This window comes from Chryseobacterium sp. CH25, assembly GCF_004119455.1.
Lineage (GTDB): Bacteria > Bacteroidota > Bacteroidia > Flavobacteriales > Weeksellaceae > Chryseobacterium.
In genome coordinates, this window is the sequence record NZ_NRQT01000001.1 from 514,539 (window position 1) to 528,494 (window position 13,956).

At 34.9% G+C, this 13,956-nt stretch carries 13 protein-coding genes; 5 read left to right on the plus strand and 8 right to left on the minus strand.

Translation table 11 applies throughout. The features are described 5' to 3' along the window. Nucleotides 1–218 precede the first annotated feature (218 nt). Both BOQ64_RS02245 and BOQ64_RS02250 read left to right on the plus strand, forming a co-directional pair. Entirely contained in the window at nt 219–1,676 is a 1,458-nt protein-coding gene (locus BOQ64_RS02245) for a DUF11 domain-containing protein (protein ID WP_129056403.1), read from the plus strand. A 21-nt stretch (nt 1,677–1,697) separates the two neighbouring features. Beyond that, on the plus strand, nt 1,698–2,243 hold the full coding sequence (locus BOQ64_RS02250; RefSeq protein WP_129056401.1) for a hypothetical protein: 546 nt from the start codon (nt 1,698–1,700) through the stop codon (nt 2,241–2,243). A gap of 445 nt (nt 2,244–2,688) precedes the next feature. Here BOQ64_RS02250 and BOQ64_RS02255 read toward each other — a convergent pair whose 3' ends face one another. Together BOQ64_RS02255 and BOQ64_RS02260 are read right to left on the minus strand one after the other, a co-directional pair. Continuing rightward, a complete protein-coding gene (locus BOQ64_RS02255) occupies nt 2,689–3,516 on the minus strand; it encodes a hypothetical protein (protein ID WP_129056399.1) in 828 nt (275 codons plus the stop codon). A gap of 392 nt (nt 3,517–3,908) precedes the next feature. Then, nucleotides 3,909–4,733 (minus strand): helix-turn-helix domain-containing protein, encoded by an 825-nt coding sequence (locus BOQ64_RS02260; protein WP_129056397.1) that lies wholly within the window; start codon nt 4,731–4,733, stop codon nt 3,909–3,911. A gap of 393 nt (nt 4,734–5,126) precedes the next feature. Between BOQ64_RS02260 and BOQ64_RS02265 the strand changes: the two genes are divergently transcribed. Further along, the gene (locus BOQ64_RS02265) at nt 5,127–6,035 is read left to right on the plus strand and encodes an alpha/beta hydrolase family protein (RefSeq protein WP_228448079.1); all 909 of its coding nucleotides are present in this window, start codon (nt 5,127–5,129) and stop codon (nt 6,033–6,035) included. Nucleotides 6,036–6,108: 73 nt separating this feature from the next. On the opposite strand, the gene BOQ64_RS02270 is transcribed toward BOQ64_RS02265, so the two are convergent. Together BOQ64_RS02270 and BOQ64_RS02275 are read right to left on the minus strand one after the other, a co-directional pair. Then, on the minus strand, nt 6,109–6,465 hold the full coding sequence (locus tag BOQ64_RS02270; RefSeq protein WP_129056395.1) for a hypothetical protein: 357 nt from the start codon (nt 6,463–6,465) through the stop codon (nt 6,109–6,111). A 101-nt stretch (nt 6,466–6,566) separates the two neighbouring features. Continuing rightward, nucleotides 6,567–7,373: a hypothetical protein gene (locus BOQ64_RS02275; RefSeq protein ID WP_129056393.1), complete on the minus strand. Its 807-nt coding sequence runs from the start codon at nt 7,371–7,373 to the stop codon at nt 6,567–6,569. Between the two features lie 381 nt (nt 7,374–7,754). Here BOQ64_RS02275 and BOQ64_RS02280 point away from each other — a divergent pair, with 381 nt between their 5' ends. Next, nucleotides 7,755–8,213: a hypothetical protein gene (locus BOQ64_RS02280; RefSeq protein WP_129056391.1), complete on the plus strand. Its 459-nt coding sequence runs from the start codon at nt 7,755–7,757 to the stop codon at nt 8,211–8,213. 57 nt (nt 8,214–8,270) lie between these two features. On the opposite strand, the gene BOQ64_RS02285 is transcribed toward BOQ64_RS02280, so the two are convergent. The 3 genes from BOQ64_RS02285 to BOQ64_RS02295 form a co-directional block, all read right to left on the minus strand. Continuing rightward, the gene (locus tag BOQ64_RS02285) at nt 8,271–8,765 is read right to left on the minus strand and encodes a hypothetical protein (RefSeq protein ID WP_129056389.1); all 495 of its coding nucleotides are present in this window, start codon (nt 8,763–8,765) and stop codon (nt 8,271–8,273) included. A 662-nt stretch (nt 8,766–9,427) separates the two neighbouring features. Continuing rightward, nucleotides 9,428–11,191, minus strand: coding sequence for a S41 family peptidase (locus BOQ64_RS02290; protein ID WP_129056387.1), 1,764 nt, complete (start codon nt 11,189–11,191; stop codon nt 9,428–9,430). 75 nt (nt 11,192–11,266) lie between these two features. After that, on the minus strand, nt 11,267–11,770 hold the full coding sequence (locus BOQ64_RS02295) for a DinB family protein (protein ID WP_129056385.1): 504 nt from the start codon (nt 11,768–11,770) through the stop codon (nt 11,267–11,269). Between the two features lie 185 nt (nt 11,771–11,955). Here BOQ64_RS02295 and BOQ64_RS02300 point away from each other — a divergent pair, with 185 nt between their 5' ends. Next, on the plus strand, nt 11,956–13,095 hold the full coding sequence (locus BOQ64_RS02300) for a tetratricopeptide repeat protein (RefSeq protein WP_228448081.1): 1,140 nt from the start codon (nt 11,956–11,958) through the stop codon (nt 13,093–13,095). 159 nt (nt 13,096–13,254) lie between these two features. Here the strand turns inward: BOQ64_RS02300 and BOQ64_RS02305 are convergent, their stop codons facing one another. Next, entirely contained in the window at nt 13,255–13,857 is a 603-nt protein-coding gene (locus BOQ64_RS02305; RefSeq protein WP_129056381.1) for a GNAT family N-acetyltransferase, read from the minus strand. Between the last annotated feature and the right edge of the window lie 99 nt (nt 13,858–13,956).

The following is a 13,956-nucleotide window of genomic DNA, read 5'->3' on the forward strand; positions in this document are numbered from 1 at the left end:
ACATCTATTCAAATGACTATAAATCATTCAATTAATTACTGATATTATAACCGTAAATAGAAACACACCATCAATTATCAGACAACAGATACAAAGTTGTAATCTGTGTAAAATCCAAAAACGATTGAATAATTCGCCACCATACTGCAATAAGGTATTCTTATAGTTTTGCCAACATAAAAACAAATAGTTCTTGACCCCTAAAATTATTGAAGACCATGAATAGAAAACTACAGTTTATTCTTGTCCTATCAGTAGCATCTTTATTTCCACTATACGGCCAAACGGCCCCAAACCTTGAATTTGCACTGGTATCCGGGGATGGTAATCCTACAGGAAATGGCCCTGTAACAACAGCCACCATAAATTTTCTAAAAAACACCAATAATCCCAGCGGTACATCTTTTGCCCTGTACCAGCCCGAACTGAAAGCTACATTTACTCTTACTAATCAGGTATATTCAAATGCAGCAAGATTAGGATGGACAGGTTCCGCCGGAGCGGCATTGTATCCTTTGATGAATTCTGCAGGAGCACCTTCTAATAATAATTTTACAGCTTCCGGTGCATCTTCCGGCACAGGAATTATGGTTACCAATAACCGGGGGATTAATCTCACTCTAAATTCATCAGTATTATCCGGTAATTCTACAAACGGTACCTATCAGATGGCTGATCTCACCATTACCTTCAACAGGCCTGTGAATAACCCTATTCTTCATATAGGGGGAATGGGTGGTTTTCAGGGATCATTAGGCTTTGCAGGAGGTTTTGATTATGTATCATCTAATGTTCCCGTTTCATTTTCAAGACTTTCCGGCAACAGTTCAAGCTTCAACGTAACCTCAACATCCATCAGGAATACAGCAACAAATCCGTCTGCCACAGGTGCCAACTCAGCCTCAGGATCAATCCTGATAAGTGGCCAGGGCATTACAACACTTACTTTAAGAACAAACATAAGAGGAGATGGACAGGCTTCTTCATGGGGAGGAGGTGATGGAATGACAATAGGGATTTCAACGTTGGAAAGTAATCTTTCCATAACAAAAACGGTCAACAATCAAAATCCTAAAAGTGGCACCAATGTTATTTTTACATTAACTGCCCAGAATAGCGGAGCATCCAACAATACCAATGTAAAAGTTACAGATCAGCTTCCAAGTGGTTACAGTTTTATCAGCTCTTCAGCCAGTGTTGGCGCCTATGATAATTCTTCCGGTATCTGGAATATAGGAACTCTAAACGATGGTAATTCTGAAGTGCTGAATATCACTGCAAAGGTTAACTATTCCGGAAATTATACGAATACAGCAAATATTAGTGGGGATTTAAGCGAAACAACAACTTCAGATAACAGCAACTCCTCTACTCCTAATGTACAGACTGTATGTTATGAGGATAAGAATACATCATCAGCTGGCATTAATTCTAATTTTGGTATCACTACCCTGAAAAGAGCTGGTAAGGATACCTGGCCCACCGTCAGAAGTTCTGCATTCATGGTATTAGAATCCAATACCAAAGGATTTGTAATCACCCGATTACCTAAAGCCTCATTAGGAAATATCACCAACCCTATTGAAGGAATGCTTGTATACGACCTTACGGATAAATGTCTTAAAATCTATGCGGATGGAATATGGAGCTGTTTTACAACACCTACCTGTCCTTAATGAATAATAAAATAATATATTATGAAAAAGATATCAGCTATTTTATCTGTTATTATATCACAAATAGCATTCTCACAGGTAATTATTGGAAATGAAACAGGTTCAGCTTCTAATAAAACATCTGTTCTGCTTGAATTTCCAACAGGGCAAAACAAAGGAATCATTCTTCCCTATACACGCACTCTTCCCTCTTCTCCCAATGAAGGAACTATTCTTCTTGATGCCTCAACGAGCAATGCATCAAGGGTTAAATACTATAACGGTTCCTGGATCGATTTAAGTGGCCAGAATGGAGACTTAACTACAGCGCTGTCTGCACAGCCAACAGAAAGTCAAGTTCAGGAAGAACCTAATGCAAAAGTGATTATTGGCTCCAACAGCTCTACAGCCAGCGGAGTGCTTGTACTGGAGTCTCAAACAAAGGCCTTGCTATTACCAACTGCAGAAAGTACCGATGCAATTCCCAATCCATCTCCTGGAATGATGGTTTTTATCAATAAAAACGGAGCCAAAAGACTTGCTGTATTTAATGGCAGTAAGTGGTCATATTGGATGTCTACAACCTAACCATCAATATTTCATTTCAAAAAAACATAATTCTTAGAATAACAAAACACCTAGCCTCATTCATTCCTCAAACACAAATTATGGAAGTGCAGGGAAAGAGTATCATTTCTTTCTCTGCATATTTTTACAGTATACATTTATCTTCATCTATGTGTAAAAAAGAAAACTTATTGAATAATTCGTATGCTATTCTTTATCAATAATCAATGTATTTTTGAATCAATCTGAGGGCAATAGTTTTTAAGTTAAATGAACACGTAGATTTCAGATTAATTACACATTTATTTCACTATTACAAGCAGGAAATCTATGGATTTTCTGCTGTTTTTTTTATCTCAAAAATGGTTCAGACTATAACAAAAGCCAGAACGACTGTCGCTCCGGCAAATGCAGAAATATTTATCAATATTTCATAAAGATATAACTGAGTCTATCAAAAGAATACTTATTGAATTTGCCCGATAATATCAAAAACAGTATCGGCACCGGTTCCAAAACTCGCTCTTATCCCTATTGTATCCACGGCGTATACATAAACACGAATCCTTGCCGTATACGTTCCCGGATCTAATACCAAAGTTCTTGAGGCGCCTACCTGAAATACTCCCGTTGTATAAAAATTTCCACTGTTTGTAAATGAAACTCCCTGCCTGCATATCAAAGCATTATTAAAGGACCCACCACTTAAAAACAGATTGGAGCCATAGCCTTTTGATGCTCCGTCTGAGAGAGCACTTCCATTAGCACTCAGCACATTTGTAACAGGAACAGACATCGTAAATACAACAACGGATTTTTCTGTAAGGGTAAAAGTCCTTGTTTCAAGATCACCAACAGATGTATTACCATCAGTAGAACTCAAGATAACAGCTGCTCCCGGATGAGCACTTCCTGCCGTTCCCCCTGCCAGAATATCCGGTGAATTATAGAACATTTTCACCCACTCTCCGCTTGTTCCTTTAGTGGAGTTGAAACTGTAATATCCTTTTCTCAGCACATTGACCGTTCTACTGCTGGTGGTGGTATTGGTAAGAGGCTGAGTAACGTATATAATTGTACCATCCTGATCAGAACCATAGAGATTATCTTTATTTTTCAACTGTTCCCCTGTAATTCTGGGAACAATAACTCCATCTGTTTTCTGAGTATCACCAGGCGTTCCTACAACGTCCAGTGTGACCTTGGGAGCTGTTGTATTAACTCCAACCTGAGCAATCATGTAGTTTCCTGCCCCTGCAAGGAGTGTAGCCAAAAGAATTCTAACTTTTTTCATTTGTTATCTATTTTAGTGTATAGGAAATTATTATCTGAGAATTAAGTACTGATATAGGTAAACTGTACGGAATCTTAATTGTACTTCGCAAATAAGGCTATTAGAATCTATGGATAAATGTAGTAAAAGTAACAGATGAAGGATATTCAAAAATCAATTCAATACTTGCTGATTTTATAACAAATAATTATAAAACTGTAAAAATGAAAAACAATACATTAAGGCTCAACACAGTAAATCCTATAGCTGCAAAACGCCTAAAGAAGTTCTGAACTAAAAGATTCCGGTTAATTATGTAATGATAATTTGTTAATGAAAGCAAGCATTGAACTGAATAAATATTATCCAATCAAGAATCACTGAGATTTCAAAAAACCAATTACTTCAATAATTTAAGAACGATATTCCGTGGGGGTGAAATTGCTCTTCTTTTTAAAGAAAGCAGAAAATCCAGCACTATTTTCAAATCCAAGATTGGAAGAGATGGTCTTTATAGGATCTTCCGAATACCGCAACTGGTTTTTAGCTTCCTGCATAATCTTACTGTGGATCATATCCGTTGCCGTCATATTCAGATGTTTTTTGCATAAAATATTAAGATAATTGGGTGTTACTGCAAGCTTTTCTGCATACCATCGGATTGATTTTTGTTCTATATAATTTTGAGCAATAAATCCCCAATATTTTTTAACAATAGGATTTGAACGGTGCAGTAGTGTATTCTTAACATAACCTTCCGTTTCCCGTCTCATCATAGAGGCAAGAATATCCATACGCAATTGTATGATTTTTTTCCAGGATTCGTCTTTACCCAGCACCTGAAGATCTCTTTCTATACTTTCAATTTCCGTATTTACAATCTGAAATATCATATCAGAAAGCTTAAAGACCGGGTTCAGATTATGTCTGATAAAATTAAATTCATCAGAATTGGAAAAAGATTCAAATATTTTTTGCCCCACAACTATTTTATGGGCAAAAGTCTCAGGACCAGTCACCCAATGATGATGCTGTCCCGGAAATAGAAAATGGAGCTGGTTTTTACCAATCGGAAACTCCATATCATCAATATAATGAATTCCACTTCCTTCACTAAACAGAATAACTAAGAAGTAGGTACATTTTTTTGTTTTATTATAATTTTCAATGCCATTGATCTGCTTGTACGCCACTTCATCATCAGGTAATTTGCCTGGTGGCTGATTGTGTTCTGTCATAACTAGTGTTTCATTTCCTTAGTGTCTATTCTTCCAAAGCAGGTTATTGATACAAAAGATATGGTATATCAATCGCTATATAAAACAACTATACCTTTCTCTTCTTTCAAAACTTCGTAAGAATAAATCTTTACAATAATATTATTTTTTCAACAGGCAAAAATATCATAATTATTCCAAAACTTGTTTTTTTTATCACTACACAAACACTTAAAACATAAAATACAAAGCTAATTTCTTTTAAAATTCAGAGGAGTTTGCCTTGTCAGCACTATAAAATTTCCAGCTTCCATCCTAAAGTCTGATCTAATTCTGTATATTAGCCTCTCTAAAACACTGACTTTCAAAGCACACTCTCATAAGCTGGTGGAAAAGAATAAAACTAATAATTAAATGAAACATAACCATTTTGCGGCTCCTAAACATTTCAGATATATGAGATTTTTTTCCATGAATTTCCTTCTGTTATTATTTCTTTTAGTCAATACCTCTGCGTGGGCAATCTCATCTGATTTTACCACTAAGGATGTAAAGTTTAACAGTGAAGGAGTATCACTTTCAGGAACTATTTTTAAACCTGACCATGCGTCTGCAGCTGTTGTTATTGTTCACGGATCCGGACAGGAAAAAAGGATGACAGAGTTTGCAACACTTTTGGCTAAAAATGGTATTGCTGTTTTAACTTATGATAAACGTGGCGTGGGTGAATCCGGAGGTGTATATGCAGGACCGGAAGTGGGAACCAATAATGTGGACTCTTTTAATCTTAATCTATTATCTTTAGATGCAAGTGCTGCGGTAAATGCACTCTCTCAAAATTTACAAAATAATACAATACAAATTGGTTTAATTGGTGGCAGCCAGGCAGGATGGATTATTCCTTTAGCAGCACAAAAAAATAAAGCCATCAAATTTATGACGATATTCAGTGGAGCCCTTATTCCGGTTAAACAACAACTCCGGTTTCAGTTTTATACGAATGGAAATTCAAAGTTTTGGGATACCCACACGGAAGAAGATGCACGGAAACACATTATGACAGATCCGGATAGATACGAATTTACGGATACTGATCCCCGTGATGCTCTTTCCCAATTATCAATTCCGGGACTCTGGATTTTTGGAGGTAAAGATATACAGGTTCCTGTTAACCTATCCATTGAACATTTGAATGTATTACAATCTGATAAAAAACGTTATGAATATAAATTATATCCGGATTTAGGGCATAATACTGCATTTTCCCGCTCTCCTGAACCTATGGAATATGCTATCAAATGGATAAAAAACAGAAAAAAGTAAAATATTGATTCCTGTCATATTAAAGTGCTACCAGGTCTTATGGAGATCTCTTTCTTAAAAAAAGATAATATAACTATTCTTCTACCCTTTTTGAAAAGGCCCTTAAAACCAATAAGCTTAATATAATCAGTATCGGTCCCCAAAAGATGTCTGTAACAGATGATCTTGAGTTATTAGCAAACTGTTCATGCCCGTCATCCGAATAATTACCGGTTTTGATTGCAGCAGAGTTGCAACAGTAATTTTCATTTCCAATACAGCTGCCATTTACATTACTGCTCTCGCCAGGGATATCATAGATGATCTCAACAGGTATTCCCTGACCATTGATCCATTGAAAAGAAAATATAAGAATCAGAACAAAAATGAAATATACACTGCTCATAAAAAGGTATTCATGGTTAACCCCTAAAATATAAATTTTTATCATATATAAGGGCATACAAAGAAAGATAAAACTACATTCTAAAAAAATAATAGTTTTTTATTTTTTCAACAGGCTGCCACACTCTTATGAATTAATGACAAGGCTTACTGTTTCACCTGAAAATTTTTAAAATCAAAAGGGATTTTCTGTACAGATTCTTCGTTTTCAATCAGCAGTTCCAGAGGAATATTTCCCCTTTCTTCTGCAGTCATTGATTGCTTAATTTTATAAAATGTATAGATCATCCTGGTTTTAGGATCTTGCAGTGTAAGATTATTATAACCGAAATCCAGCTCATCACTCATAGTGGGGATTACAGGTATAATCTCATGCTCCTTATTATCCGTTTTCGCAAGGATAAGATCATAGTCATTAAAGTCTACCTTTTTATTCTGGCTAGCCCTGTGATTAATAAAGTCTTTAAAGGTCTTACTGGATGATTCTGCAGATACAATACCAAAATAAAGTCCTGGACTTTTAGCAAGGACATTCTTATCAATAAGATTCATGTCTTTCTTTAAATCCTTTACTTTTCCCAAAATAAAGTAGGAATTGCTTTCACCGGAAGGCTTAAAATATTTGACAATTCCTTCTGCATTTACACTTTTTAACGGCTCTTTTGGCATTTCGTAACGCACCAGAATATTAGCTCTTCTATAGATATTATAGGCATCATGGTTATCCTGTAAAAGATTTCCTTTTTTATCTGTAGCTGTAATAGTATCAAATTTTATTAAATGAAACTTATCATTAGGTTTATCATTCATTTCAAAACTCAATTCTACAAAATCAAAAACCTGGCTGGCCCGATCAAAACGAATGCTTTGCTGAGCATATAGACCTTCCGAAATAATGATTCCTGCTAAAAGAAGCAGTTTATTTATTTTTTTAAACTTTAAATGGTACATCATTTTAGATTATGCTTAAAAATTATAATTCTTCATTGATTGGTATCATACATCCGCTCCAGACTTTCACATCCCTTATCCGAAATTTTCCTCAATCTTTAATTTCGTTCTTTTCAGAAGACCTGCAACAATGATGAGTTTTTTAAATTCTCATATGTAAGGATTTCATCTATATCTTCAATATTCAGACAGTTGTATATACGAAAAATATTAAATAAATTTGAGAAACAACCTTATGTCATTAATAAGTTTATGAATAACGATACTGAAGGTTTCTTCAAAGCATTACAGGTTATAATGCAAATAATGACTGAGAATTAAAACGTATGAAAATCCAGGTTATCTGTATTGGCTATTTAAGGTATAACAAAAAAAATTCAACATATGGATTTCAAAAAAATCAAATATTTCCTTCTTGCCTTTTTAATTGGAGGTTTTATTTTTAAAAGCAATATGCTGCCTATACCTTATCAGGTCCGTTCCGTCATTGGTCTGATTATATTAATAGGATATGCCTATGGAGTATATACACTGATCTATCGTCCTGTTGTTTCAGAAAGCCGCATCAAAAAACATTTACTCTTAAGACTTGGTATTCTTATTCTTTTGCTGCTCATCGCCCTTATTCCTCTTTGGCTCCTTAAAGATCAAAATCTGGGAATGGGAGCAGGATACATCTACTATTTTGTGATGATGGTATTGGGATATGGTACCGTAATTTATGCCATCATTGAATCCCTTTTATTATACTCAAAGAAAAAATATGAACAAACCGCTATTAACCTTTCTTTAGCTATGGCGATCTATTGTTTCGTTATTTTCAGCGGACTATTTGGTTTTTAATTTCTTTATACCTGCTTTTTTCAAAAAATAATAGAGATAAACTTTCAGTACCCTTCATCAGTTAAAATAATACGTTGACGAAAGATCTCCGTTAAAGTTAGGTTTCCCTTCCTGTTTTCTTGTATTAAGCTCAAAAAGCCTTTCTCCATTTTTATTCCCTGCACGTATTTTAAGCGAAAACCAGCCGTTTTCCAGATTCAGCCGAATGCTGTTTTCATCGTTAATGGTTGAAATATCTTTTAAATAACCAATGCCTACCACTCTCAGTTCATTATTAGAAGTCTGAAATATCCAGCCATCAGACTGGGCAGCAACTTCTTCACTTCCCAATACCCGGTCTTCATTGGCAGAAATGCAGAATGAATAATAATCTTCTTCTACCCCAATGACGGGAATTGCAATACCCGATCTTGTTATTTCATCTCCATGTTCATTTTCTACAAAATATTTCAGGATATTGTTTCCCGGCAGATTATGATCCTGCAGATATTTTGCTAAAAGCTCCGGACTGTATATAACAAAGCCTTTAAGTTCTGAAAATATTTTCTTCATATTATTTTTATTAGATTGGTTTAAAATATGGTCTGCCAAATCTGGCTTTAGTTATCTTTCTTTTCAGAACTCATATACTGAAAAACGGTTAACATGTTCTGTCCAGAAGAAAGATCTAATTATCCCTTAAAACAACTCATTTACAAATTTGTATTTATTTTCTTTCTGTTCTTTTTGGACATCAATAAATACCCCTGAAGCAAAAGCTTCAGAAAATAGGTTAAAATGAATTGACTGATGGATAAATGTATTAACTGCTATGGATCAGATACTGCCAGAATAGCTTTTGTTCTGTTCCTGCATAGGATGCTAAGGTTCCTCTTTTGTTACTGTCATAGTCTGTAAATTTTAATCGTTAATAATACTTCGTTATGGTGTGTTGGTATAACAAATATAAAACGGTTATTTATATTCAAAAAATTTTAAGCCCTTAATCTGAGAATTTGTAGTAGTTCTACGACTTTCAGACAAAAAATCATCATGATTCCCGACACAATTAAATGCATAATAACTTATTTTACAAACATATACATACAATAAAATCAATTTACGCAAAAATTATTTTTTACACCAGTACGGGAAATAATCAATACTTTTAAAGCTATTTAAATAAAAATGACTGCAAACTCATCTTCTGCAGCCATTTCATTTTACTGATAATTTTATTTTTGAAGTTCCAGTGCTTTCTTCAGATAAACATCAGACTGTTCCAAAAATTCCTGGTTGGTAATCTTTATTTCATAATGTGGAATAATCCCCTGCCCTTTTTTCTGATCCGGAAGGTTTTGTGCATCCTGAATAACATGAACAATAGAAAAACCTGTCTGAATCCCTGTATTGGGAAGTTCATACACTAAAGGAAGATGGCCGTTATGTTCGTAATATCCACCAACTGTTTCTTTTCCGATTACAATAGCATTGGTGTAGGATTTTATTAAGGATGCAAGGTGAGACGCCGCAGAAGCCACACGCTGATCCGTAAGAAGATAAAGTTGCCCTTTAAAGGTTCTTTCATTAGGCAATATTGATGGGTTTTTGTCATCTGCCCAATAATATTTCCTCTGAACAGATGTAGGGTAAAGCTGTTTCAGATAAGCATTAATACCTCGTTTATCATTTACTCCATTGGATAGAAAAAGAGGAGTAATCACCAGCCTTTCTTCCATAGGAACTTCATTAAACCAGGTATAGGCATAATGACTGTCCCGGAAAGGTTTTTGGGCTAAATAAGAAAATACTTTTTCATAAAGCGCTCCGGTTCCACCGGTATTCCCTCTAAGATCTATGATTAGATTTTCTATTTTTTCCTGTTCCAGAGTATCCATCATCTTCTCGAGAAAAGTACTGAATTTCTTATAAGCCGGATCTTCCTTCCCAGTTGCAAAATCAAAACCTCTTACTGATAAACGGTATATATGTTCTCCTTCTTTGGTAAAACTGTACTTTTCAGCCATCAATTGTTTGTCGAGAGTAAGGGAGTATCTTGATTCCTGAAGCTTTTTAAAAGCATCCAGAGATATTCCGGGTAGGGTTACTTCATGAACCTGACCATTCCACTGATAACTGATGATGTATTGTTTATGAGTTCCAAATTCTATATAAAATTTATCCAGCATCCCCCTTTCAAAGCCTGTTGTCTCTCTGTAAGGCATAGAATAGCCATCAGAAAAATAGTATTGGGAAAAACGGCTGATTATTTCTTTTGCAGGAATCCCATTAACGGAAATAATTTCGGCAGCAAGCGGAATTTTATTATCCTTTGAATCCTGTAGCAAACGGCCGTCAATATTTTTCAGAGTAAATGGAAGATATTCTGGTTTTTGGGTGAGATAATAAGATGCATGATTGGGAAGATCTGTATAATTATGGCAACTTCCTTCAAAACCTGTAACTTTGGCTATCACCTTGTAAAATTCAAAAATAGTCTTACAGCTGGCAGCTTCTTCCTCTGCCTTCTGATATAAACTGTCTATCTGTTGTCTGCTTCTGTAAACATATAATCCTGAGTTTGCCTTTTCTCTGATGGAACGGAAAATTCGCAGATCTTCTACAAACTGAGCTGAAGTAAACTGGCTTTTCAGAATGGGAACTGTTTTAGATTCTGTAATAGAAATTTTTGATGGTTTACTTTTTTCAACATAAGATTTGGCCCAAACTCTAAATTCAATCTTTTTCCCTTTTTCAGGAGTAAACAGTAAGCGTTCTATGCTTTTTATTCCTCTGGAATCATCCTGTTCCTTTATTTTTTCACCTTCCAGAAACTGGGCTACAGCAACATTGGCATCGTTTGACTGAACAGTTATCCATACCGGCTGTTTAGCTGTTGATAAATACTTCAGTGTATCTCCAGGCTTTAATTCAATATCTGTTTGTCCATACAGAGCATTTACGAGCAGTAATAAAGGGATAATAAAGGTTTTGGTCATTATTTTTTTTGAACAGCAATATACAAATTAACCTTTATCATTTTAATCATTATAAATCAGTGATACTATTGAAATCTATAGCTTCACACTCAAATCCTGAACTTCTTCTGCTGAAAAACCAAAGATCTGTGGTGTTTTAACATCAAGAAGATTGAGATAGATATAAAGTTCTGCTCTATGATGGATTTCATGTTCTACCATCGCTCTGAGCCATTTCCATATAGAGATTGGATTATTTGCAGGGGTAAGACATTTACGGTTAAGGTCCTCATCCGAAAGTCCTTTGATAATTTCTATGGTCTGGTTATGCATTTCATTAAAAAAAGCTACTGTATCGTCATATCCATCTGCCAGTTCTTTTCCACATCCCGGATAAGCACTTTCCCGTCCTGAAATGGTTTCTCCATACATATAGCGTTCTATGGTAGCGATATGCCTTATCTGATCTCCTATAGTAAATTTCCCGGGTTTATAAGAAAAATCAATATGTTCTGGTGGGATGATTTCAATGATCCGGTTGGTTCTCGCTCTGATTTTTTCATAGTAATCAATGAATGATGCTACAGATGTAATTTCCATTTTGAAAAAGTTTATAATCTTTATTAATTATTGAAGGGCTGTATTGTGAATATAAGAAAATTAGAAACACTTGCTTTATTTTATACCACCTATCTGTTAAAATATTAAAAAAAATCCCTAATAAGTGATTACAAAACTTGCAAGCTTACCAAATAACAGATATTTTAGTTATAAAAATAATAATGATGAAAATAGGGTTTCTAATTCTGTTTATTGGATTAAGCTTTCAAACAGTAATCGCACAGACCTCAAAGATTGATACTGAAAAGCTGCTCGGATATTATGAAACTCAGCGTTATGCAGATGCTGCCCAATACCTCCAAAGCCTCTACCCTGCCGATACACAGGATGTAAAAGCACTCACTCAAATCGCTTATTGTCAGATGATGGCCGGGAAACTTCCGGATGCAGAAAAAAATTATCTGAAAATCAACACCATCCAACCCAATACAGTTCCGGTTCTATTCAGTCTTGCCAACATTAATTCCAGGAGAGGAAATATTACGAATGCAAAAACCTATCTTCAACAGATCATTCAGCTAGACAGTCAAAATTTCAATGCTTACAAACAAATGGCTGCTTATGCAGATACTCCTGAAGCAAAACTTGAATATCTTAAAAAAGCAAATAGTCTGAATGCTGCTGATCCCGATACCGCCTATGATCTGGCAATGGTTTATAATAGTCTTAAACAGTTCCAGCCTGCTTATGATATCCTGAAAACAGCTATTGCTGCTGATCCGGAAAATTTCACATTGCAACAGACTCAATTACCCATCTCTAACCGATTGGGAAAATATCAGGAAGTTATTGAGACAGGTGAGAAATTACTAAAAGTTCATACAGATGCCAATGTAATGAATGAAATGGGACAAGCCTATTTCTATGTAAAGAATTACCAGCGATGCATTGACCTTTATAAAATATTGGAAGATCTGGGAATGCAGAATGAAGGAACATTGTATTTTATGACATTGAGCTACCGTGAACTGAAAGATTATGACAGAGCAGCTATTTATGCCCAGAAAACAATTGACGAAGCTATTTCAGATCATACCACACTTTATTATGCTGCATTGGCGGGAATTTATGAAGCTAAGAACCAATACTCAGATGCAGTAGCTGCCTACAAAAGAGGGCTTACCTTTGGAGCCAGCAATATTATTTATTACCGTTTGGGACTTTTGTACGACCTTAACCTTAAACAGCCTAAAAATGCAGTAACCTACTATCATCTGTATCTAAAGAATAACCCGGATCAGGAAAAGGAAAAAGAACAGATTGCCTATGCACAGAACAGAATTACTTTGCTGGCAGTAAAATAGTTTTTAGTCCTTTACAAAACTGAAGAATGAAATTTAAAATATATTAAAGACATTTTTCGCTGTTCTCAGAATGGCAAAGGTGTATTCTGAGCTTTTGCATTTATTCATGGCTGTGAATCTTATTACTTCCAATATAACTTTTTCAGTGCATCAAAATCTCTAATGATAATGATTTATTTTCTGCTGTAAGTTCTGCTTCACACCGTTCTTCCATTCTTCTTTTACAATACTCAGAACAACAACATCTATCCGATTGAGATTTGAATCAAATGCAAAGTTTCTTAAAGTTCCTTCCATTACACATCCTATACTTTTCATCGCATTAATACTTCTTTCATTTTGGGCATTGGCTTTAAATCCTACTCTTTCACAACCCATTTTTTCAAAAGCCCATTCAAGGAGAAGAAACTTACAGTTTTTGTTGACAAAAGTTCCCTGATATTTTTTGCCATACCAGGTGTAGCCTAATTCTAATGTCTTATTAATGGTACTGATTGCATAAAACCGGGTACTTCCAATGATCTTATTTTCTGATTTTTCAATGACAATAAAAGGATACTCTGTTCCTTTCTCTCTTTGCAGCAGAGCATTATCAATATATTTTTTCAGGTTTTCTGCCCCATCAGCTCCAAAAGCATTGTATTTCCAGATATCCGGTTCATTCATTGCAAACTCCAGCAACTCATCAAAATCTGTAGAAAGTAATGGTCTTAGCAGAAGTTTTTCATTTTCTACAATATAATCGTTTTCAAAATCTATCATTTTATGTATTCACAGGGGTTATGAAAATATTATGGTTTACAGTTATTAAGATACATAAATACAATTTTTTCAACTTCAGTCTCATACATTTTTTGAAAT